Source organism: Streptomyces monomycini, assembly GCF_022271435.1.
Taxonomy (GTDB): Bacteria; Actinomycetota; Actinomycetes; order Streptomycetales; family Streptomycetaceae; genus Streptomyces; species Streptomyces monomycini.
The window spans coordinates 41,270-61,182 of record NZ_JAFIQY010000036.1; the positions used below are offsets into that span (position 1 = coordinate 41,270).

The following is a 19,913-nucleotide window of genomic DNA, read 5'->3' on the forward strand; positions in this document are numbered from 1 at the left end:
AAACGGGTCACACAAGGGAGTTGCCCGTATGGCCGGTATGCGCATTCCGAAGTCCCGTACGGCCTACGGAGAGGAGTTGAAAGCGCAGCGGGAGGCGGCCGGCCTCACCCAGGAAAAGCTCAGCGAACTGGCCATCATGTCCCGCACGCACATCGCTCACATCGAGGCGGGGCGCCGCAAGCCTTCGTCGGACGATGCGCGGCGTCTGGACCAAGTGCTGGGGACGAGTGGCGTTCTCGCCCGTTTTCTGCCGACGCTCGACGGGAAGCTCATAGCCGATGATTTCGAGCAGGTGAGGCTGTTCGAGCAGCAAACCACGATGATTCGCGAGTACGGGGCCACATTGGTGCCCGGCTTGCTCCAAACCGAGGCGTACGCACGTGCGGTTTTCGCGTCGTTCTTTCCGCCGAAGAGCCGCGAGCAATGTGACAACGCGGTCGTCACTCGGCTGCGGCGCGCCAAGGTTCTCGATGCTCCGAACCCGCCCGTGCTGTGGGAACTCATTGACGAAGCGGTGTTGCGCCGACCAGTCGGGGGGCCAGCTGTCATGGCTGCTCAGCTGCGCCACATTGGGGAGTTGGGTGATCGTGAGCGTGTCCGCCTGCACGTTCTCCCCTTCTCGGTCGGCGCGCACCCGTTGCTGGAAAGCGACCTCATGCTCCTGTGCTTCGACGACGCGCCGCCCATCGCCTACGTGGAGGCGCTGTACACCGGAGCCCTGCACGATGATCCGGTATTAGTGCGCAACGGGCAGACCGCCTACGCTCTCGCCCTGAGCGATGCCATGTCGCATGCAGACTCGCTGGCCCTGATCAAGTCTGTTGCGGAGGAGTACGAACATGATGAGCGATGAGCGCGTCGTCGCGGAGGCCGTTTGCTGGCGACATGTCGTACATCGAGTCGAGGGCGGTGGCAGTGAGGGGTGCCGCCTAGCGGTGGCGGAGGGGGTGGCCGGGTTCGTCGGCGCCCTCAACCGCGGCGACTTCTCCACCTGATCGCCCCGTCCGCCCTCCTGACACGGCCATGCCCGCCAGGCACACTGGCGGACATGGCCGTTTCTCTGTTGCAGCTCTCCATCGACGCGCACGACCTGAAGGGGCTCGCCACCTTCTGGGCCCAGGTGCTGGACTGGCGCATCGTGTACGAGGACGAGGAAGAAGTGATCATCGCGGTGGACGAGAACGCGCTGCCGGGCATCGGTTTCCTCGCCGTACCGGAGGCGAAGTCGGTGAAGAACCGGCTGCACATCGAACTCTCGCCGGACGACCAGGCCGCCGAGGTCGAGCGGATCATCGGGCTCGGGGCGCGCCGGGCGGATGTGGGGCAGGGGGACGATGTGTCGTGGGTGGTGCTGGCAGATCCTGAGGGCAACGAATTCTGCGTGCTGCGGCCGAAGAAGTCGTTGCTGGACTGACCGACGTCACCTACCTGCCGGAGTTCTCTCGACCAGAGTCGTGAGGACCGGCCGGGCATGTGTCCACAGCAGCGCCCCGCCGGCTCCCGGCACGACATGACGACGTGCGCCGGGTATACGTGCAGCGAGCAGGGCCCCGTTGTCGGGCGAATGGCTGGTGTCCTGCTCGCCGTACCAGATGTCGACCGGGACATGGATCTCGGCGAGCGGGAAGGGCCACCGTCCCATCGCCAGGACCGTGTCGCGGGCGTATCCGGCGGCGCCTTGAGCGAATGCCTCGTTCAAGGCCCTTCGGTAACCGGCCGCGAAATCAGGTTCCTGGTACACGGCGAGGTCGCACTGCGGGCTTCCGGCCATGACCATGTTCCACATCGCGTCCGCGGTGAAGCTCGCGAACAGCTCTTCGGCGCCGGCCGGATCGCGCGCGGTCCGCTCGACGAGACCGCGCAGGCCCGGCTCCAGAACGGAAGCGAATTGCGGCGCGGCGACCTCGTCCGCACCGGAGACGACGGCCAGTGCCGAGGCCACCCCCGCCGCGGCGCAGGCGAGAGCGAAGGGGGCGCCTTGCGAGTTCCCGACCACAGCCGGGTGCCCCAGCCCACGCAACAGGCAGAGGTGCCGCATGTCGTCGGCGAACCCGGAGAACGTGCGCCCGGGGGCGGGCGTCGAGGCGCCGAGCCCCGGACGGTCCACGGAGACGAGGCGCACTCCGAGCGCGTCGACAACGCCCGCGCCGAAGCCCAGCCACCGGCTCGTAGCCGCGCCCGGACACAGCAGAACCGGCACGCCGTCCAGCGGCCCCCACTCGGCCCAGCCGAGCAACCTCCCGTCAGGCAGAGTGCTCGTGCCCAGCCGATCAGGTGCATCCACATATTCCGACACGATCAACATCATGGCCAGGAGCAGGGCGCCTCGCACCCGACTTTTCCTTGTGTACGTCCGTACGCAACGTTGTGTACGCTCGTACGTATGGTGTATCTGACGCTTGCCGGAGCGATCGTCTCCGAGATCCTCGCGACGACCGCGATGAAGTACAGCGACGGCTTCAGCAAGCTGTGGCCCTCGCTGGGGACCGTGCTGGGCTACATCGTCGCGTTCACGCTGCTCGCCAAGACACTGAAGTCGATGGACGTCGGTACGGCGTACGCGATCTGGGCCGGGGCAGGGACGGCGGTGGTCGCCGCGATCGGGATGGTGTTCCTGGGGGAGGCCGCGAGTACCGCGCGGATCGTCGGGCTGCTGCTGGTGATCGCGGGGGTCGTCGTGCTGAATCTGGGCGGGGCGCACTGATGCCGCGCCGTTACGACCCGGACCGGCGGCAGCGGATCATCGACGCGGCGATCCGTGTGGTGGGCAGGCGGGGCATCGCCGGGCTCAGTCACCGCGCCGTGGCGGCCGAGGCGGACGTACCGCTGGGGTCCACCACGTACCACTTCGCCTCGCTGGACGATCTGCTGGTGGCGGCGTTGCGGCAGTCCAACGCGGAGTGGCTGGCCGGGATCGAGGAGTGGGAGCGGGGGGTGGACCCCTCGGTTCCGCTCGCGGACGAGCTGACGAGGCTGGTCGAGGAGGAACTGCTGGGCGGCGACCGGGCGCAGGTGGAGCTGGAGTACGAGCTGTATCTCGCGGCGCTGCGGCACGAGGTGGTGCGCCCGCTCGCGGCCGAGTGCATCGACGACATGGTCGGACTGTTGCGGCGGCGGACCGGCGACGAGGGCACCGCGCGGGCGCTGGTGGGGCTGATCGACGGGCTGGCGTTGCAGTACTTGCTGACGGGGCGGGAGTTCGACCGGTCGGAGGTGCGGGACGCGGTGGCGCGGGTGATCGGGTGAGGCGGTGGCAGGGGATGGCCGCCGAGGCCGTCCGGGGCCCCGTTCCTTCAGCACTCAACTTGTGGCGTGTGTCCGTTCCCGTGTAGATCTTGTTCGTTAATGATCATCTGGGGGGTTCGTACGGCGCTTCGTGCCCGTGGCCACCCGGCGGTACGAGGCGAGCGGAACACGTGAAGAGAAAGGCCCGGGGCGCGGGCGAGCAGGCGGACGGTACCGAGAACTGGTACACCGGACCGGCCTGGCGGGACCGTGACGGGAAGGCCGCGCGGCGGCGGAAGCGGATACGTACCGGCGTGGCGGCGGTGATCGTCGCCGCTGGGGTGGTGACGTTCGCCGTGAACCCCGGGGACATCCGGTCGAAGCTGTCCGGCGTGGTCGGCGGCGACACCGTGGCCGAGCCGCTGCCGGCCGAGACCGCGGCGCCCGGCGCCGCGCCGGACGGCGAGGCGTTCCCCGCCACCCCCACCCTGAAAGAACCCTTCGCCGGCTCGCCCGCCGTACGGTACGCGGACGGCGTGGCGGGCATCGTGCCGCCGGCGGCCAAGGCCGTGGGGCGGTTGTCGAAGGACGAGGTCGCGGCGGTACTGCGGCAGGCGAAGGAACTCCTGGTCGACGCCAACCTGAACCCGCGCACGCTGCGCGGCGAGCGGTCGGCGGCGGCGCTGGACCTCCTTGATCCGCTCCAGCCCGGAACGCGGCAGGACCTCGAAGCCTGGCTGGCCGAGCCGGGCCGGGAGCACGACCCGTTGCGCCTGTTCACCCGTTTCGACCCGCACGAGGTGCGGCCCGCCGGCGACGTCGTTAAGACGCGGGGGCGGATGACGTTCGAGGAGGGGCAGGACGGCGCGCTGGCGGTCCACGCCGACTACACCTTCGTCTACCCGGTCGTACGAGCCGCCCAGGGCGCCTCCGAGGTGACCCGTACGGTGGTCCGCCGGGTGGTGGACTTCGAGGTCAACGACCCCGAACGCTTCCAGGCGACGCCGGGCAAGCTGGCGCTGGCCCGCTTCGACTCCGACTTCGGCAACACCGCCTGCGAGGTGTACGACGGCTTCCTGCACCCGCAGTTCCCGGACAGCCGGTCGGGGCCCATGACGTCGGGCCCGACCGTCGATCCGTACGACCGCAGCAAGGAGCTGAGCGGGGACAAGAGCACCGGATGCGGCACGGTGAGCCGGATATAGGTGCCGGGCCGCGGCGGGCCAGGGGCCGGGCCCCGGGGGGCCTGGCCTGACCCCGCGTCCCGGCCCCCGGGACCGGTTCGCCTCCGCAGCCCTCTCCCGGTTAAGTTTTCGACATGACCGATGCTGCTACCTCCACCCCCTCCCGTACGACTGGCGCCGTCGCCGCCGGACTCGCGACCGTCACCACCGACGGCACCGTCCTCGACACCTGGTTCCCCGCGCCCGAGCTGGTGGCCGACCCCGGCCCCGCCGGGACCGAGCGGCTGACCGACGAGCGCGCCGTCGAGCTGCTCGGCGAGGCCGCGCCGAAGGCGGTCGGCCCGGACCCGCGCCGTGGGGTCGAGGTCGTGGCCGTCCGTACGGTCATCTCCTCGCTGGACGACAAGCCGCTGGACGCGCACGACGTGTACCTGCGCCTGCACCTGCTCAGCCACCGGCTGGTCAAGCCGCACGGCCAGAGCCTGGAGGGCATGTTCGGCCTGCTGGCCAACGTCGCCTGGACCTCGATCGGCCCGGTGCCCGTCGACCGGCTGGAGACCGCGCGCCTGAACGCCCGCGCCGAGGGCCTGCACCTCCAGGTGACCAGCGTCGACAAGTTCCCGCGGATGACGGACTACGTCATGCCGGCGGGCGTACGGATCGCCGACGCGGACCGCGTCCGGCTCGGCGCGCACCTCGCCGCCGGCACCACCGTCATGCACGAGGGCTTCGTCAACTTCAACGCGGGCACCCTCGGCACGTCGATGGTCGAGGGCCGCATCTCCGCGGGCGTCCTCATCGGTGACGGCTCGGACATCGGCGGCGGTGCCTCCACCATGGGCACCCTGTCCGGCGGCGGCAAGCAGATCATCTCGATCGGCGAGCGCTGCCTGCTCGGCGCGGAGTCCGGCATCGGCATCGCGCTGGGCGACGAGTGCGTGGTCGAGGCCGGCCTGTACGTGACCGCGGGCACCCGCGTCACCATGCCCGACGGCCAGATCGTCAAGGCCGCCGAACTCTCCGGCGCCGACAACATCCTCTTCCGCCGCAACTCCACCACCGGCACCGTCGAGGCCCGCCCCAACAAGGCCAACTGGGGCGGCCTGAACGACGTGCTGCACAGCCACAACTGATCACCCCCGGGCGGCCGCGCGCCGCGGCCGCCCGAGCGCCTTTCCCCACCTCCGGTTGACCGGCGTCAGGTGTGGTGGAGTACGTACGACCAGGCGGGCTGCTCACTGCCCGCCTGGCCGACTTCGGCCAGCGCTCCCAGGACCCAATAGGCGACCGGCTCCCGCTCGGAACTGGCCGGGGGCAGAAGGCTCCGCGTACGCAGCCCGGTGACCCACAGCGCGACCATGGTGAGGAAATCTTCGAGGCTGTGCGCGGCGGGAAGAGCGGCGAGGTGATCCTCGCCCGGCTTCGTGGGAACGCGGTTGCCGTACGGGAAAAGCCCCATCGCTCCTTCGGTCATGCGCGGCAACCCGAATTCCAGGAGACGTTCGCGGGCCGCCGCGTGGGTGAGCCGGCTCGGGAAATCCTCGGCCTCGACGGGGTGGAGCACGTCCTCACCGAACAGGGTGCTGACGTCCTCGTGTCCCGGGGCCGGCGCGTCGATCGGACTGCTCGCGCCCGCGTCCGCGTAATCCCAGCTCAGGGGCTGCTGCCGGGCACCGAAGCCGGAGACGTCCACTCCGTCCGCCGGCCGGATGGCGACCAGCCCCGAATCGCCCCCGAAAACGACGACGTCACCCACCGCCAACGGAGCGCAGGGCAGGAGAAAATCCTGCTTGCTTCGCCGGGGGGACGACGAGCCGAACAGCTCTCGGACGAGAGCCGGCGAAGCGGAGCCGTCCGTGCGTGACGCGGGCCAGGTGAGATCCGCACGCATCTCCTGCGGAATCTCGTCGTTCTCCCAAGGGCCGGCGACAGGGGCGCCCGTCTCCGAGTCCCAGACCGAGACGTACAACAGCTGTTCTCCGTCCAACGTCCGCTGCTGCAAACCGACAAGGGCGGGTCGCCCTGCCAGCGCACCTCCGCCAGGGCGGCGAATCTCCCGGCCCGCAGATAGTGCGCGTGGTAGCCACCCGGCGGCCGCTGCTCCGTGCCGCGTCCATGAGCGTCGTCTGCGGCAGGTGGGCGATGACGCGTCCGTCCCGGAAAACCTCGGTCGTACGTTCCCGCTTGTACGGCGTGCATCCGCGGACATCCGAAACACCATTCGGGGATCGACGCGGGTCGGCGCGGGTCGGCAGCAATTCAGGAACCACCTGGACCACCACGGCCAACTTGCCACGCGCCAGCCACGGAAGGGTCCGGGTCACCAACCGCTCCGGCTCGTACGACCGCCGTGTCGGCCCGGCACGATGGGCGTTGACGACCAGCAGCAACCGCTCCTCGGGCCACGAACCGAGCGCGAAACGCCAGCCGTCCCGCTCGTCCGCGGACAGGTCGGCTCCGAGCGCCGTGAGGGCCTGCCGCATGACCTGCTCGGCGGTGAGGCCGGTGGCGTCTTTTCGCTGAATCTCGTGCCGGAGCGCAATCGCGTCGACGCCTACTTCTCACCCTCCGGAGGTGCGTACTGGCCGCTGCAGGCTGCGGTACAGCTCGATCGCGGAGTCCGGCGGGAAGTTGGGAACGAAGGTGACGGCTCCGTCGATTTTGGAAATCACCATGTGACTGCCACCCGACGGCGCCTGCGTGCCGGGCGGCGGTGGGGGCATGACGGCGTGGACGAGGAAGCCGGTGTCGAAATCCGCCACGTACAAAGGCGCCGGGTTTCCTTGCGGATCCAGTACTGCGAATCGTGCACGAGCGGCAGCCAATGCCTCTTCGGCAGTGGCGGGGACGGGCTGTACCGGTTCCGGCGGGACGGGATGCGACATGGACTCTCTTCTATCAGGGCACTGCATTGTTCTTGAATCATTGTTCTTGAATCAGCTCCCACTGAGCACCGTGCGTCGCACACGGCACGTGGCACGTACGCGGCGGGTGCTGTGGCCGGTATGTGACCGTGCCAACCCGGCCTCCCTTGCGTCACCATTGACTCGAACGGACAAACCGATCCGTACCGGGAGGCGTCGTGAAGTTGGGTAAAGCGCTTGCTGTCGGTGTCGCGGAGGACGTGGAGTGCGGGGAGGACGTGCCGGACACGAGGGCTGTGGGGGTCGAGGACGCGGGTGAGGCGGTCGTCGAAGCGTCCCGGCAGGAGCCGGTGCCGGCCGGGCGATGAGGCTGCGGCTGCCCGAGGAGCGGCCCGCCAGTCCGCCCGTCGGGTTCAAGCTCGCGCATCCGGTGATCTCCCACGACGGGAAGCGGGCCGGTTTTGCCGGGGTGTCGCTCGGTGGCGCGCTGCCGTACGGGTTCGTGGATGAGGCGCGCTGTGTGTACGGGAGGCGTCATCGCTGCCCGGCGCTGCGTTGTGACTGCGGGTTCTACTGCTTGCACACGTTCGACCAGGCGCTCGCCCTGGCGTGTGCGAGTGAGTATCGGCGAGCGGTGCTGCTGGAGGTCACCGTGCTCGGCGCGTACATCCGCTTCGAGCGCGGGATGCGGTACGAGCGGCAGCGGGTGCGGGTGGCGCGGGTCGGTGCGTGTGCGTGCGGCCGGATGCCGTCGGGGTTCGCGGACGCGGGATGGGGGCGTACGGGCTGGCGCGTGTTGACGGCCGTGTGCGCGGAGTGCGCGGACCGGCGCGGGCGTACGGCGTTCGCGCCGTGGGCCGCGGTGAACTTCGCGGAGTTCGTACGGTGCGGGGGCGGGCCGCTGCGCATCGTGGCGGGTGGTGAGCCGGAGGCGGGGGAGGCGGACGCGAAGGGGGAGGCGGTGACCGAGGTGCGGTCGGTGCCCGAGCTGGCCGCCGAGGCCTCGCTCATGCAGGCCCGGCTCGACTGGTTGCAGCGGCAGCTGGCCCGGTTCGCCGGTGGCGGCAAGGTTTCGTAACCGGATCCGTACCGTACGGAGACGGAGGCCGGCCGGGCGCCGATTAGGCTGACGCCCATGCGCGATCTTGTGGCGGGAACGGGGTACCTGGGGAAAGGGCAGCGCTGGGTTGCCCGGCACGGCCGGTGGTGGGGGTTCGGGATGATTCCCGCGCTCATCGCGCTCGTGCTGTACGCGGGGGCGCTGGTCGCGCTGGCCTTCTTCGCGGGTGACCTCGCGGCCTGGGCGACGCCCTTCGCGGACGGCTGGGGATCGCCCTGGCGGGGGGTGCTGCGCGGGCTGTTCGTCGCGCTGCTCTTCGCGGGCGGGCTGCTGCTGTCCGTCCTGACCTTCACCGCCGTCACGCTGCTGATCGGCGACCCGTTCTACGAGTCGCTGTCGGAGAAGGTGGAGGAGAGCGAGGGCAGCTGCCCGCCGGGTACGGGGATGTCGTTGTGGCGGGAGGTGTGGGTCTCGCTCAAGGACAGTGTGCATGTGCTGGTGCGGGCGGCCGGGTTCGGGCTGCTTTTCTTTGTGCTGGGGTTCGTGCCGGTCGTCGGGCAGACCTTGGTGCCCGCGATCGGGTTCTGTGTGTCGGGGTTCTTCCTGACGGTGGAGCTGACTTCGGTGGCGATGCAGCGGCGCGGTATCCCGGTGCGGGAGCGGCTGCGGATGCTGCGGGGGCGTAAGGGGCTCGCTGTGGGGTTCGGTACGCCGCTGGTGCTGGCCTTCCTGGTGCCGTTCGTGGCGGTGTTCCTGATGCCCGGCGCGGTGGCCGGGGCGACGCTTCTCGTGCGGGACCTCACCGATGACGGCGGGGAGGCGGGGGAAGAGGACCCGCAGGAGGCGGCCGGGACTACCGCTGGGCTTCCTTCAGCGCCGCCAGCAGCGCGCTGGTGACCTCCGGCCCGGCCGCCAGCAGTGGCGCGCGGACCGGTCCCGCGGGCAGCCCGAGCGCGTTCAGCAGCGCCTTCGCGGTGACCGCGCCGGGGTGCTCGGTGCCCGTCATCGCTTCGACGAGCGGGACGAGGCGGAGGTAGCGGCGGGTGGCCTCCGCCGGGTCGCCGGCGTCGTACGCGTCGAGGACCGCCCGTACCTCCCGGGGCGCGGCGTTGGCGACGGTGCTGACGCAGCCGACGGCGCCGATCGCCCGCAGCGGGAGGGTCTGCTCGTCGCAGCCCGCGTAGTACGCCAAGTCGGTCGCTGCCAGTACCTTCGCGGTCTTCATGAGGTCGTACGCGCAGTCCTTGACGCCCCGGACGCGCGGGTGTCCCGCGAGGCGCAGCAGGGTGTCGGCGGCCAGGGCGGTGCCGGTGCGCCCGGGGATGTCGTAGAGCATCACGGGCAGGCCGGTGGCGTCCGCGACCGTGCGCAGGTGGTGTGCGGCGGCTTCCTGGCCCGGCCGCGAGTACGGCGGGGGGAGTACCAACAGGCCGTGCGCGCCTGCCCGTTCGGCGGCGCGGGCCAGCTCGGTGCCGTGCCGGGTGTCGCTGGTGCCGACCCCGGCGGTGATCCGCACCCGGTCGCCGACCGCCTCGGCGACGGCCCGCACCAGGGCCTCCTTCTCGGTGTCGGTGGTGGTCGGGGACTCGCCGGTGGTGCCGCTCAGGACGATGCCGTCGCAGCCTTCGGCGACGAGGCGCGCGGCCAGGCTCCGGGCGCCGTCGAGATCCGGTGTGCCGTCGGTGCGGAACGGGGTGACCATGGCGACGACGGTGCGGCCGAAGGGCGGCGGGGGGACGGCGCTCGGAGTGTCGGAGGTACTCATGAGCGGAGTCTGACCCCATCGCGGTCTTCAGGTCTACTTAGTTGTACTGGCTAGAAGGTTAAGGAGCGCTGAGAGGTCGCGTGGGTGGACCGGGCGCCTCGACGTACCTGAACGGCTCACCGCCGGGCCGCGTCATCCGCGTTCGCCAGATAGTTCCGGTTGACGTCGATCAGGCCGTCAAGTGCTTCTCTGGCGGCGGTCAGGCTGTCAATCGTGAAGGAAAGGCGGGTCCGCTCCTGATCCATTGCGGTCAAGGCTTTCCGCGCCCTGTCCATGGTGGGCTCCGTCATGCAGGGAACCATCTGGGCGATGGTTCTGCTGGACATTCCGGCGGCCAGGAATGTCTGAATCAGCGCCACCCGCTGGACGTGATCATCATCGTAGTGCCGCTGGCCACTGGGGGACCTTGTACTGGCCAGCAAGCCCTGTTCCTCGTAGTAGCGCAGCGATCGACGGCTTGCTCCGGTCCGGATGGCCAGCTCACCGATCCGCATCTCAACCCCTCGTGTGCACTGGGTCACAGGAACTTGCCCCTGACATCGATGTGAGCGTTTAGGTTAACCCCACCGCTCGCGACCCGTCGCCGGGGCCGGTCGTCGGCCTCTCGCCGTGACGAGCACGAAAGAGAGAATCCCGTGATCAAGTTCGCTTTCATGATCAACCGTATCCACGGAATGACAGTCGAGGACTTTGTCGAATATCACCGGGACCGCCACGCCCCGTTGTTCACCTCCATTCCGGAAGCGCGGCAGTACGTGAAGAAGTACACCGTCTCCCACCCGGTACCCGCTGACGGCTATCCGGGTCCCGCCTACGACGGCCTCACGGAGATCTGGTTCGAAAGCTGGGTGGATCACGACGCCTTCTTCGCGTCCCGGAACTACAAGGAGTTGGTGAACCCGGACGAGAGCAAGTTCATCGATATGAGTTCGGTGGCGGTGATGGTCACCGAGGAAAGGGTCGTGATCCAGCCTTTGGGCTGCCCGCTCGCAACTCCATGATCGCCGGGGCCTGTGCCTGTCCTGTGGCCGGGGCGTCCCCTCCGCGCGTGGCTGCGCGACCTTCGAGGAAACACCGCGGGGTGCGCGCTACCGCTTCAGTCGCAGCACCTGCGGGTCGTGGTCGCTCGACTGGTCCGCGTACTCCGCGTTGATGTGGACGATGTCGTAGTCCACGCGGCGCAGGTGGCGGCTGGTGAGCATGTGGTCCAGTACCTGCGAGTTGCCCTGGTAGACGTAGCCGTAGCGCTCGCCGCGCGGCAGGCGGTCGACGAGGTCGGTGAGGACGCCGCCGGCGGTCAGGGCCTTGAGAGCGGGGGAGAACTGGAAGTCGTTGAGGTCGCCGGCCACCACGACGTCGGCCTTCGGGTCCACGGCCAGGACGTCCTCGACGAAGCTGTGCACGGCCTTCGCCTGCTGGACGCGCTGGGTCTCCGACGTACGGGCCGGGGGCTGGAAGCGGCTGTCGAGGCCCTGGTCGCCGCCCTTGGAGTTGAAGTGGTTGGCGACGACGAAGACCGGGCGGCCCCGGAAGCAGAACTGGCCCACGAGCGGCTTGCGGCTGTTGGCCCAGGCCGCGTTGCCGGGGTCGATACGGCCCGGCGAGGCGGAGAGGCGCGGCGTGCCGTGCGAGCCGGTCACCTTGACGGGAGTGGTGGCGTCGCCCCCGGCGACGTCCGTGAACGAGACACGGGCGGGGTTGAAGAGGAACGCGGTGCGGATGTTGCCGCCGGGCTGGCCGCCGTCCTGGTTGTTCACCGGGTCGATCTGCCGCCACGCGTAGGAGGGGCCGCCGGCCGCCTTGACGGCGTCGGTGAGCCGCTGGAGCGTCGCGTCCGCCGAAACGGTTCCGTCGTTCGTGGGGCCGTTGTCGTCCTGCACCTCCTCCAGCGCCACGACGTCCGGCGACGCGAGGTTCTTCACCAGCGCCTCGGCCAGGCGCGCGAACTTGGCGGGCGGCGTCTTGGGGGAGAGGTTCTCGACGTTGTAGGTGGCCACGGCCAGCTCGTCGGCGCGCTGCTTGCGGGTGGTCTCGCGGGCCGGGCCGCGGTCGTCGAGCGTGCCCAGCTCGGTGGCGGCGATCCCGTACCCGCCGAAGTTGTCGTAGTCCAGCGGGCCCGCGGTGGTGCCGGTCAGCCGGTCGCCGGTGTCGGCGACGGGGAAGGGCCGCTGGGCGAAGGGGATGAGTGATGTGATCTTGATGCGGCCGGGGTTGGGGTCCCGGTACGAGCCGTACAGCGCGCCGCCGCGCACGGTGCGGCCGTGGCGGGGCTCGGCGGTCGCCCACAGTTCGTTGTGGGAGGTGGTGGGGCCGACGACGGAGGCGTCGGCGAGTGATACCCGCATGCCTTCCAGGGACTCGTAGCGGTCCAGGGCGTACGCGGCCGGGCGCAGCGGCAGGTCCTCGATGCTCTTGCCGCCCGCGGACGGGGCGTAGCGGTCCGGCACGGTGGCGGCGGTGAGCTCGACGGCCGCCGGGAGCGGGTTGCCGGAGGAGGCCACGGTCCAGGCGGCGTCGGTGATCTCGGTGACGGACTGGAGGCCGGCCGGCTCGCCGCCCGGGTAGTACTCGCTGACCGTGCCGGAGACCCGTACGGAATCGCCGACGGTGGCCTTCGGTGTCTGCTTGCCGGTGAAGACGAAGACCGCCTCGCTGGTGGCCGGGTCGCGGTCCGGCCGCGGGTCCTGCACCCAGAAGCCGCGGGCCGAGCCGAAGGCCCGTACCGCCGTGACCGTGCCGGGCACGTCGGCGACCTGCTTGCCCGCGAAGGGCGAGAGCCGGGTGGCGCCCTGGATGTCGTGGATACGGGTGACCGCGGCGGAGGCGGTCTGCGGGACGGCGAGCAGCCCGCCGGTCAGGGCGGCGGCGACCAGCGCGGTCAGTGTGGCGGGCCTGCGCAGGGCGCGGCGGCGGGGCGATCGGGATGAAAGGGCTGTGCGGTGTGTACGGGGTGTACGGGGTGCACGGGGTGTACGAGGCGTACGGGACGAAGCGTGCGGCGGTATCTGCGCGGACACGGAGAGCCTCCGGAAGGCGGGCGAGGGTGAGAAACAGCATGCGAAAGGCGTGAACGCAGCGGAGCGGAAACGGTCCGGCAGCCTCTACGCGCGTCAATCTCTTGCGTGGCCACGGCAGTTGTCAAGGCTCGCCGGGTGTACGGGAACGGAAACCAAGGTGAACCGCCCGAGATGCACGGAATTCCGTCTACGCTGGGGCTTCGCACGAGCCGTAGTCCGCACGAGGAGCTGAGCCCGAGATGTCCGCAGACCGCCCCACCCTGCCGCCGGTGCGGCTGCACTCCGACGCGGAGCTGGCGCGGGACGCGCTGAGCGCACCGCTCTTCGCCCGTGCCGCGCAGCTGGCCCGCTGGGCCGAGGCCGGTGTCCCCGTCGGAGTCGGCGGCGAGCTTCTTGAGGAGCAGCTGCCCGGCGCCGTCGACCACCTCGGCCTGGCCGGGGACGAGGACGGCGTCGGGTACGCCGCCGAAGCCTGGCAGCTCGCGGTCGACACCGGTCTGGTGGAGATCGAGGAGAGCGCGGAGGACGGCGACGAGCTGCCCGACGACGCCGCCACCGGCACCGCCGCTCCCGGCGAGGAACTGTCCCTGCTGACCTCCGGCAGCCCGCAGGACATCCTCGACATCTGGCTCGGCGGCATGGAGACCGTACTGGCCGACGCCGTGGCGCCGGACCTGTCCGACATCGCCGACCAGATCGCCGAGGGCAGCGAACTGGACCTGGACGCGATCGACTGGAACCCGGAGGAGGAGGCCGAGCTGCTGGACGGCATCCTCGGCAACCTCTACCTGCTCACCGCCCTGAACGAGGACCCCGAGCAGTCCGTGCCGCTGCCCGCCCTCGCCGCCTCCATGATCGTCCCCGACGACATGGACGAGCCCACCGACGACATCCTCGAAGAGGTCTCCGAGGCGATGATGCGGCTCGACGACCAGTTCCGGGTGCTCCAGCCGATCGGCCTGGTCGACTACCAGCCGGTGGACGAGGCGCTCATCGAGGAGCTGGACGAGGACGGCAGCACGACGCGCGCGGCCGAGCCGCTGGAGGACGAGGACGTCTCCCGGTACGGCATGGTCCGGCTCACCCCGCTCGGCGTCTACGCCGTACGCGCCCGGATGCTGGACGCGGGCGTCGACGCGCCGGCCGTCGGCGACCTCACCGACAAGGGCGCCGACGTCCTCCTGGACGCGCTGCCCGACTACCCGGAGCCCCTGGCGCAGGCCGAGTCCGAGCAGTGGCTCGCCGCCCGTACGCCCGTCGACGCCGCCCGTGACCTGCTCTCGGCCGCCCGCGGCGACGACGAGGGCGGGCCGCGGCGCCGGCTGGCCTGCCAGCAGACGCTGTCGCTGGCCGGGGCGGAGGCCGAGCCCGCGCTGCGCGAGGTGCTCGACGACGGGCAGCTCGGCGGTCTGGCCCGGGTCTGGCTCGCCGAGCGCGGTGCGGCCGACATCCCCGAGCCGACCCAGGACATGATCTTCTGGCTGACCGTGGACACCATCGCGGCACAGCTCGGCGCGGCCGAGGCCGACGAGGAGAGCGCGGCCGAGCTGCGCGGCCTCGTCGAGGGCGTGGTCGGTCAGCACAACGGCTTCTTCGACGCCGCCTGGCGGGTGGACCACCCGGCGACCTCCGACGTGCTGGAAGCCATGGGCCGCCTCCACCCGGACAAGAAGACCGCCAAGGAGGCCCGCAAGGCCGCGTTCAAGGCGCGGTCCCGGCAGGGCGGCTGAGCGGTCGCGGCTTCCTGGCAGGGGAAGCCCCCCTGCCATGAGGGGCCTCCCGGCTCCACGTGACCGGCGGGCGGCCGGAGCACCTCGGTGCTCCCGCCGCCCGCCGGCGCGTTCCGCGGCGGTGCGCGGTCAGCAGACCAGCTGCGTCACGCAGTTGAACGTGGTGGACTGGCCGTTGAAGCCGTAGGTGCCGCGGTAGGACAGCGGGACCTGGAACTGGCCGATGATGGTGACCGTCGTGGCGCAGTTGCCGCCGGTCCCCGGCCGCTTGCCCTCGATCCGCAACGAGCTGCCGATCGAGCCGCCGGTGATGTCCCACGGGGCGCCGCAGATGCCGGAGGTGATCCGGCCGCCCGTGATGGCGTTGGTGTTCGGGTTGTAGTTGACCTCCATGTCGAAGGTGAGCGCCTGGTTGTGGAGCGCCATCTTCTGGGTGACCTGGAGGGCTTCGGCCGAGATCTCGCGCTGTACGGCGAACGCCTCGTCACGGGTCTTGACCTCGGACCCCTGGGCGTTGACGAACTGGTGCTCGCGGCCCGGACCCTTCCTCTTCTGCGCTGCGCTTGTCATGGCTCTCCCTCGGGCTCGGTGGGTCAGGCCAGCTGCTCGGCGATCTCGACGCGCAGCAGCGTGCGGACGGTCTCGATGTGGTTGACGACGGTGACCGTCGACGAGCCCGCGAAGAGCAGACCGACCGCGACGTTGTCGAGCGAGGTGACCAGCGAACCGGAGTCGCCGCCCGCCGAGATGTTCGTGGTCATGATCTGGTCCTTGAAGCGCGCCGTGCCGGCCGTGCCGTAGTTGACGTCGACCGTGGCGTCGGTGGAGACGATCCGCCCGAAGCTGATGTTGGTGGTCCGGCCGGTCTTCTTGACCAGGTCGCCCACCGCGACCGACGACTTGCGGCGCCACGCGCGCGGCGCGCCGCTGAAGTACTGCTGCCGGGTGGCGTCCTCGAACTCGATCTTCGCGAGGGCCGCGTCCACCACGTTGTTGTGCTGCGTCAGCGGGATCTGCGGGGCGAACTGGATCGAGATGAAACGGTCCAGCGTGCCGATCCGGTCCGCCGGGTCCGTACCGCCGTCGAACTTGCCCGGCTGGAGCACGGAGCTGCCCAGCGGCGCCCGGTTGGAGTCCGCCAGGACGTGGTTGTTGCTCAGGATGTAGAACTTGCCCGGTACGCCGAGGCCGGGCGCCGGCGGGTTGGTCTGCGCGCCGGGCAGGAAGTCGTACACCACGCTGCCCAGCGTGCCCGCGGTGACCTGCACGTTGCCGACGGAGAAGCCGGCCGGGCAGGGCCGCATCCGGCGCTTGAGGAGCTGCGGCTCCAGGGCGCTGCCGAGCTGGCTCAGCTCTTCGAGCAGCGGCTGGGCGAGCGCGCCCATCCGGCCGCCGTTGCTGCCGAGGCCCTGCTCCTGCGTCATCGACCGGCCCTGGGCGCCCGGTACGCGCTGCTGGGCCTGCGCGGAGATGTGGCCGACGGCCAGGACGTCGGTCGGGGTGCCGTCGTCCATCTCCCGGGGGATGACGTCCCGTTCGGGGAGCATCGACTCCGGGACCTTCTGCGTGACGAAGACCAGGACGGCTTCCTCGCCCGTGGGCTCGCCGTTGCTCCACTTCACCCCGTGCCCGAAGCCGACGACGTTCGCGGTCGGGTTCTGCGGGTGCATGAAGTCGGAAAGTGCCTGTTGGCGGGAGGTGTCGCTGACCTGACCTCCGGTGGGTCCGCGCATCATCTCGGGCTGGTTCACACCAGACCACCTCTTCCCCGGTGGGCGTCCCGCGCGGCTCTCAGCCGTGCGCCCGGGCCGTACGGACGGACCGTACGGGCGGGAGCCCTCCTACGGGCGGGAGTGCTCCTGCGACGGGCGGCCACGGCTGCGGGGCGGGACCGCGTTCGCTTCACGAGCCCGGGCCGCGCACGGCGGCAGGCTCTCAGGGGAGGGCGGGAACCCGGCACGGACTGCTCCCCGGGCAGCTCCGTGCAGCCGCGGATTCTCCGCTCTCCCTACGGGTGATGCAGGTAGGGACTGTCTATTGCCGGGCCGGTCGGCGGTCAAGGAGGTACGCGATAAATCTTGCGTTTGCTGTGCAGATGCCGCTGATGACCTTGTTTGCCATGGTTTTCCGGGCCGAGGAGGCACGCTTGCGGACATCGCGGGGTCGTGCGGGGTTCAACCGGTGTTCGCCGGGGCGCGCGAGGGTGTGCGGCGCAGGGCCAGAGCACACCGAACCGGCCGTCCAGGAGATGACCATGCCGCTCACCCGCAGAGACTTCGCCAAGCGCTCCACCGCCGCCGGTGCCGGCGTCGCACTGACCGGCAGCGTGGGTGTCCTGGCCACCGCGCCCGGCGCCGTCGGGCGGGAGCTCCCGGAACAGGGGCTTCCCGAAGCGGACGCGCCCGCCCCGGCCGCCGGCGCACGAGGGCGCGCACCGGGGTACGGACCGCTGATCCCCGACCCGGCGGGCATCCTGGCGCTGCCCGCCGGATTCTCGTACCGGATCATCACCCGGGCCGGGGTCACCACTCTGGAGAGCGGTGAGCCCACCCCCTCCCACCACGACGGCACCGCCACCTTCCCGGGCCCGCGCGGCACCACCCTGCTCGTCAACAACCACGAGCTGAAGGGGCCGCGCGCGCAGTGGCCGCACCCCGTACCGCTCGCCGACGGCCTGGTCTACGACCCGGCGGCAGCAGGCGGCTGCACCGTGGTCGAGATTTCCCGGGACGGCTCGCACGTCTGCGAACGGGTCGGCATCGCCGGCACCTCCACCAACTGCGCCGGCGGACGCACTCCCTGGGGGACGTGGCTGACCTGCGAGGAGACCGAGGACAAGGCCGGCCGGAACGGCATGACCAAGGACCACGGCTACGTCTTCGAGGTCGACCCCCTCGCCCCGCACGACCCTCACCCCACCCGGGCTCCCCGCCCCGTCAAGGCCCTGGGCCGCTACGCCCACGAGGCCGTCGTCGTCGACCCCGGGCGCGGCCACCTGTACCTCACCGAGGACGCCGACCGCCCCAACGGCCTCCTCTACCGCTGGACCCCGCCGCACGGCTTCCAGCACGGCCGCGGCCGGCTGCGCACGCTCGCCGACGACGCGGGCGTCCTGGCCGCGCCCCGCTGCTACGACTCCGGCGGCCGCTTCGTGGACGACCTCTCCCGCGCGACGAGGACCGGCACGGTCTACGGCGTCGACTGGATCGAGGTCCCCGACCGCGACGCCCGCCACACCCCCGTACGCCGGCAGTTCGCCGACAAGATGATCACCCGCGCCCGCAAGCTGGAAGGCATGTGGTGGGCCGACGGCGGCGCGTACGTCGTCTCCTCGTACGCCCGCGAGGAGAGCCCGGCGCGCCACGACGGCCAGGTCTGGTTCTACGATCCGCGCCGCCGCACCCTGACCCTGAAGGTGCTGCTCGGCGTCAACCCCGACCCCGGCCGGGACGGCGCCTTCGACGGCCCCGACAACATCACCGTCTCCCCGTACGGCGGCCTGCTCATCGCCGAGGACGGCGAGGGCGTCCAGCACCTCTTCGGCGCCACGGACGACGGCCGTACGTACCCGGTCGCCCGCAACGACCTCAACATCGGCACCGCCGACGACCCCGAATACAGCGAATTCACCGGCCCGGTCTTCTCCCCGGACGGCCGCACCCTCTTCGCCAACATCCAGCAGCCGGGGATCATGCTGGCGATCACGGGGCCCTGGCGACGGCAGCGCTGACCGCCGCGCGGCCGGGGATCCTGGTGCGGCGTACCCGGTGTACCCGGTGTACCCGGTGTACCCGGTGTACCCGGTGTACCCGGTGTACCCGGTGTACCCGGCGTACCCGGCGTACCCGGCGTACCCGGCGTACGCGGCGTACCCGGCGTACGCGGCGTACCTGGCGCGCCCCACCAGGAATCCCGGCCGGAACACGCACGTTGTACCGAGGGTGAGCACGCGGAAGAGCACGACGACCCAGGCACCCGGGAAGGAGCCGGCCGGGACTCCGGACGCGCCCGGCGACCAGGCCCCCCGCCTCCGTACCCCCTTCTCCCTCCTCGACCGCTCCCGCACCCGCGAGGGCCACCCGGAGGCCGAGGCGCTCCGCGACACGGTGGACCTCGCGCGGCACGCCGAAGCGCTCGGCTACCACCGCTTCTGGGTCTCCGAGCACCACAGCGTGCCGGGCGTCGCCGGCTCGGCACCGACCGTGCTCGCCGCCGCGGTGGCCTCCGCGACCTCCCGTATCCGGGTCGGAACGGGCGGCGTCATGCTGCCCAACCACCGCCCGCTGGTCGTCGCCGAACAGTTCGGCGTCCTCGCGTCGCTCTTCCCCGGCCGCATCGACATGGGCCTCGGCCGGTCCGTCGGCTTCACCGACGGCATCCGCCGCGCCCTCGGCACCGACAAGGACGCCGCCGACTCCTTCGCCTCCCAACTCGCCGAACTGACCGCCTACTTCACCGACGGCCCGCGCCCCCACCCCCAGGTGCACGCCCGCCCGGCGGAGGGCCTGCACGTCCCCGCCTTCGTCCTGGCCACCGGCGCGGGCGCGGACATCGCCGCCCGCGCCGGACTGGCCCTGGTCATCGGCGACCTGCGCGGCCGCGAGGCGATGCGGGCCGCCATCGACCGCTACCGCGCCGCCTTCGAGCCCTCCCCGCTCCGGCCCCACCCGTACGTCATCGTCTCCGGCACGGTCGCCGTGGCCGAAACCCGCGAGGCGGCCCGCGAGCTCCTGCTCCCCGAAGCCTGGTCGATGGCCTACTCCCGCACCCACGGCGTCTTCCCGCCCCTGGAACCGGCCGAGTCCATTGCCGCCCGCGAACCGTCCATGCCGCCCAGACAACGCGACCTGTACGAGTCCGCCCTCACCGGCCACATTCACGGCACGGAAGCGGACGTCGCCACCCAGCTCGACACCCTCCTCACCGAGACCGCCGCCGACGAGTTTCTGGTGACGACCAGCACGTACGACCGCGCTGGGCTGATGGAGTCTTATGAGCGATTGGCACGGGTGGTGGGGTTGACGGGGGCGGCCCGGCCGGAGCGGAAGGTGGCGTAGGCCGGGCTCGG

Annotated in this window: 22 protein-coding genes; 14 read left to right on the forward strand and 8 right to left on the reverse strand. The window is 71.0% G+C overall.

What is annotated here, in order from left to right; translation table 11 throughout:
* Positions 1 to 28: 28 nt before the first annotated feature.
* Genes JXZ78_RS30525 through JXZ78_RS30535 form a run of 3 tightly spaced genes read left to right on the forward strand, consistent with a single transcriptional unit; the run spans position 29 to position 1,414 of the window.
* Positions 29 to 853: a helix-turn-helix domain-containing protein gene (locus JXZ78_RS30525; protein WP_030021269.1), complete on the forward strand. Its 825-nt coding sequence runs from the start codon at positions 29 to 31 to the stop codon at positions 851 to 853.
* On the forward strand, positions 840 to 995 hold the full coding sequence (locus JXZ78_RS30530; protein WP_157851625.1) for a hypothetical protein: 156 nt from the start codon (positions 840 to 842) through the stop codon (positions 993 to 995). The genes JXZ78_RS30525 and JXZ78_RS30530 overlap by 14 nt, the downstream gene beginning before the upstream one ends.
* A gap of 53 nt (positions 996 to 1,048) precedes the next feature.
* Positions 1,049 to 1,414 carry a VOC family protein gene (locus JXZ78_RS30535; protein ID WP_030021270.1) on the forward strand — a complete coding sequence of 122 codons (366 nt, stop codon included), beginning with the start codon at positions 1,049 to 1,051 and terminating at the stop codon, positions 1,412 to 1,414.
* 6 nt (positions 1,415 to 1,420) lie between these two features.
* Here the strand turns inward: JXZ78_RS30535 and JXZ78_RS30540 are convergent, their stop codons facing one another.
* Positions 1,421 to 2,305 carry an alpha/beta fold hydrolase gene (locus JXZ78_RS30540; protein ID WP_030021271.1) on the reverse strand — a complete coding sequence of 295 codons (885 nt, stop codon included), beginning with the start codon at positions 2,303 to 2,305 and terminating at the stop codon, positions 1,421 to 1,423.
* Positions 2,306 to 2,383: 78 nt separating this feature from the next.
* On the opposite strand from JXZ78_RS30540, the gene JXZ78_RS30545 reads away from it, so the two are divergent.
* From JXZ78_RS30545 to dapD, 4 genes are all read left to right on the forward strand, one after another.
* A complete protein-coding gene (locus tag JXZ78_RS30545) occupies positions 2,384 to 2,704 on the forward strand; it encodes a DMT family transporter (protein ID WP_030021272.1) in 321 nt (106 codons plus the stop codon).
* Entirely contained in the window at positions 2,704 to 3,246 is a 543-nt protein-coding gene (locus tag JXZ78_RS30550; protein WP_030021273.1) for a TetR/AcrR family transcriptional regulator, read from the forward strand. The genes JXZ78_RS30545 and JXZ78_RS30550 overlap by 1 nt, the downstream gene beginning before the upstream one ends.
* A 170-nt stretch (positions 3,247 to 3,416) precedes the next feature.
* Positions 3,417 to 4,430 (forward strand): hypothetical protein, encoded by a 1,014-nt coding sequence (locus JXZ78_RS30555; RefSeq protein WP_050502634.1) that lies wholly within the window; start codon positions 3,417 to 3,419, stop codon positions 4,428 to 4,430.
* A 113-nt stretch (positions 4,431 to 4,543) separates the two neighbouring features.
* Positions 4,544 to 5,542 (forward strand): 2,3,4,5-tetrahydropyridine-2,6-dicarboxylate N-succinyltransferase, encoded by a 999-nt coding sequence (gene dapD, locus JXZ78_RS30560; RefSeq protein ID WP_030021275.1) that lies wholly within the window; start codon positions 4,544 to 4,546, stop codon positions 5,540 to 5,542.
* Positions 5,543 to 5,607: 65 nt separating this feature from the next.
* Here the strand turns inward: dapD and JXZ78_RS30565 are convergent, their stop codons facing one another.
* Complete coding sequence (locus JXZ78_RS30565; RefSeq protein ID WP_157851626.1) at positions 5,608 to 6,396, reverse strand: hypothetical protein; 789 nt, start codon at positions 6,394 to 6,396, stop codon at positions 5,608 to 5,610.
* Between the two features lie 574 nt (positions 6,397 to 6,970).
* Positions 6,971 to 7,294, reverse strand: a complete 324-nt coding sequence (locus tag JXZ78_RS30570) for an SUKH-4 family immunity protein (RefSeq protein ID WP_033038320.1) — start codon at positions 7,292 to 7,294, stop codon at positions 6,971 to 6,973.
* Positions 7,295 to 7,491: 197 nt separating this feature from the next.
* On the opposite strand from JXZ78_RS30570, the gene JXZ78_RS30575 reads away from it, so the two are divergent.
* From JXZ78_RS30575 to JXZ78_RS30585, 3 genes are read left to right on the forward strand one after another with little or no spacing between them, the layout of a single operon-like run.
* Positions 7,492 to 7,641: a hypothetical protein gene (locus JXZ78_RS30575; RefSeq protein ID WP_157851627.1), complete on the forward strand. Its 150-nt coding sequence runs from the start codon at positions 7,492 to 7,494 to the stop codon at positions 7,639 to 7,641.
* Positions 7,638 to 8,351, forward strand: coding sequence for a hypothetical protein (locus JXZ78_RS30580; protein ID WP_030021278.1), 714 nt, complete (start codon positions 7,638 to 7,640; stop codon positions 8,349 to 8,351). Before JXZ78_RS30575 ends, JXZ78_RS30580 begins: the two co-directional genes overlap by 4 nt.
* 57 nt (positions 8,352 to 8,408) lie before the next feature.
* Positions 8,409 to 9,230, forward strand: coding sequence for an EI24 domain-containing protein (locus tag JXZ78_RS30585; RefSeq protein ID WP_030021279.1), 822 nt, complete (start codon positions 8,409 to 8,411; stop codon positions 9,228 to 9,230).
* Here the strand turns inward: JXZ78_RS30585 and dapA are convergent.
* Complete coding sequence (dapA, locus tag JXZ78_RS30590; RefSeq protein ID WP_030021280.1) at positions 9,187 to 10,098, reverse strand: 4-hydroxy-tetrahydrodipicolinate synthase; 912 nt, start codon at positions 10,096 to 10,098, stop codon at positions 9,187 to 9,189. The two genes, JXZ78_RS30585 and dapA, sit on opposite strands and share 44 nt — an antisense overlap.
* Positions 10,099 to 10,214: 116 nt before the next feature.
* Positions 10,215 to 10,592 carry a MerR family transcriptional regulator gene (locus tag JXZ78_RS30595; RefSeq protein ID WP_030021281.1) on the reverse strand — a complete coding sequence of 126 codons (378 nt, stop codon included), beginning with the start codon at positions 10,590 to 10,592 and terminating at the stop codon, positions 10,215 to 10,217.
* Between the two features lie 141 nt (positions 10,593 to 10,733).
* Here JXZ78_RS30595 and JXZ78_RS30600 point away from each other — a divergent pair, with 141 nt between their 5' ends.
* A complete protein-coding gene (locus JXZ78_RS30600) occupies positions 10,734 to 11,099 on the forward strand; it encodes an EthD domain-containing protein (RefSeq protein ID WP_030021282.1) in 366 nt (121 codons plus the stop codon).
* An 87-nt stretch (positions 11,100 to 11,186) separates the two neighbouring features.
* On the opposite strand, the gene JXZ78_RS30605 is transcribed toward JXZ78_RS30600, so the two are convergent.
* Positions 11,187 to 12,998, reverse strand: a complete 1,812-nt coding sequence (locus tag JXZ78_RS30605) for a DUF8508 domain-containing protein (RefSeq protein WP_030021283.1) — start codon at positions 12,996 to 12,998, stop codon at positions 11,187 to 11,189.
* 356 nt (positions 12,999 to 13,354) lie between these two features.
* On the opposite strand from JXZ78_RS30605, the gene JXZ78_RS30610 reads away from it, so the two are divergent.
* A complete protein-coding gene (locus JXZ78_RS30610; protein WP_238783471.1) occupies positions 13,355 to 14,845 on the forward strand; it encodes a hypothetical protein in 1,491 nt (496 codons plus the stop codon).
* Positions 14,846 to 14,974: 129 nt separating this feature from the next.
* On the opposite strand, the gene JXZ78_RS30615 is transcribed toward JXZ78_RS30610, so the two are convergent.
* Positions 14,975 to 15,415, reverse strand: coding sequence for a hypothetical protein (locus JXZ78_RS30615; RefSeq protein ID WP_030021284.1), 441 nt, complete (start codon positions 15,413 to 15,415; stop codon positions 14,975 to 14,977).
* 23 nt (positions 15,416 to 15,438) lie between these two features.
* Complete coding sequence (locus JXZ78_RS30620; protein ID WP_078624378.1) at positions 15,439 to 16,596, reverse strand: chymotrypsin family serine protease; 1,158 nt, start codon at positions 16,594 to 16,596, stop codon at positions 15,439 to 15,441.
* A gap of 503 nt (positions 16,597 to 17,099) precedes the next feature.
* Between JXZ78_RS30620 and JXZ78_RS30625 the strand changes: the two genes are divergently transcribed.
* Entirely contained in the window at positions 17,100 to 18,575 is a 1,476-nt protein-coding gene (locus JXZ78_RS30625; RefSeq protein ID WP_030021286.1) for an alkaline phosphatase PhoX, read from the forward strand.
* 211 nt (positions 18,576 to 18,786) lie between these two features.
* Entirely contained in the window at positions 18,787 to 19,902 is a 1,116-nt protein-coding gene (locus JXZ78_RS30630) for an LLM class flavin-dependent oxidoreductase (RefSeq protein WP_050502635.1), read from the forward strand.
* The last annotated feature ends 11 nt before the right edge of the window (positions 19,903 to 19,913 follow it).

Excerpts from the sequence above, each read along its gene's own strand:
- JXZ78_RS30525 (WP_030021269.1), top strand. The coding sequence starts at position 29 with ATGGCCGGTATGCGCATTCCGAAGTCCCGTACGGCCTACGGAGAGGAG.
- JXZ78_RS30530 (WP_157851625.1), top strand. The coding sequence starts at position 840 with ATGATGAGCGATGAGCGCGTCGTCGCGGAGGCCGTTTGCTGGCGACAT.
- JXZ78_RS30535 (WP_030021270.1), top strand. The coding sequence starts at position 1,049 with ATGGCCGTTTCTCTGTTGCAGCTCTCCATCGACGCGCACGACCTGAAG.
- JXZ78_RS30540 (WP_030021271.1), bottom strand. The coding sequence starts at position 2,305 with ATGTTGATCGTGTCGGAATATGTGGATGCACCTGATCGGCTGGGCACG.
- JXZ78_RS30545 (WP_030021272.1), top strand. The coding sequence starts at position 2,384 with ATGGTGTATCTGACGCTTGCCGGAGCGATCGTCTCCGAGATCCTCGCG.
- JXZ78_RS30550 (WP_030021273.1), top strand. The coding sequence starts at position 2,704 with ATGCCGCGCCGTTACGACCCGGACCGGCGGCAGCGGATCATCGACGCG.
- dapD (WP_030021275.1), top strand. The coding sequence starts at position 4,544 with ATGACCGATGCTGCTACCTCCACCCCCTCCCGTACGACTGGCGCCGTC.
- JXZ78_RS30570 (WP_033038320.1), bottom strand. The coding sequence starts at position 7,294 with ATGTCGCATCCCGTCCCGCCGGAACCGGTACAGCCCGTCCCCGCCACT.
- JXZ78_RS30580 (WP_030021278.1), top strand. The coding sequence starts at position 7,638 with ATGAGGCTGCGGCTGCCCGAGGAGCGGCCCGCCAGTCCGCCCGTCGGG.
- JXZ78_RS30585 (WP_030021279.1), top strand. The coding sequence starts at position 8,409 with ATGCGCGATCTTGTGGCGGGAACGGGGTACCTGGGGAAAGGGCAGCGC.
- dapA (WP_030021280.1), bottom strand. The coding sequence starts at position 10,098 with ATGAGTACCTCCGACACTCCGAGCGCCGTCCCCCCGCCGCCCTTCGGC.
- JXZ78_RS30595 (WP_030021281.1), bottom strand. The coding sequence starts at position 10,592 with ATGCGGATCGGTGAGCTGGCCATCCGGACCGGAGCAAGCCGTCGATCG.
- JXZ78_RS30610 (WP_238783471.1), top strand. The coding sequence starts at position 13,355 with ATGTCCGCAGACCGCCCCACCCTGCCGCCGGTGCGGCTGCACTCCGAC.
- JXZ78_RS30615 (WP_030021284.1), bottom strand. The coding sequence starts at position 15,415 with ATGACAAGCGCAGCGCAGAAGAGGAAGGGTCCGGGCCGCGAGCACCAG.
- JXZ78_RS30625 (WP_030021286.1), top strand. The coding sequence starts at position 17,100 with ATGCCGCTCACCCGCAGAGACTTCGCCAAGCGCTCCACCGCCGCCGGT.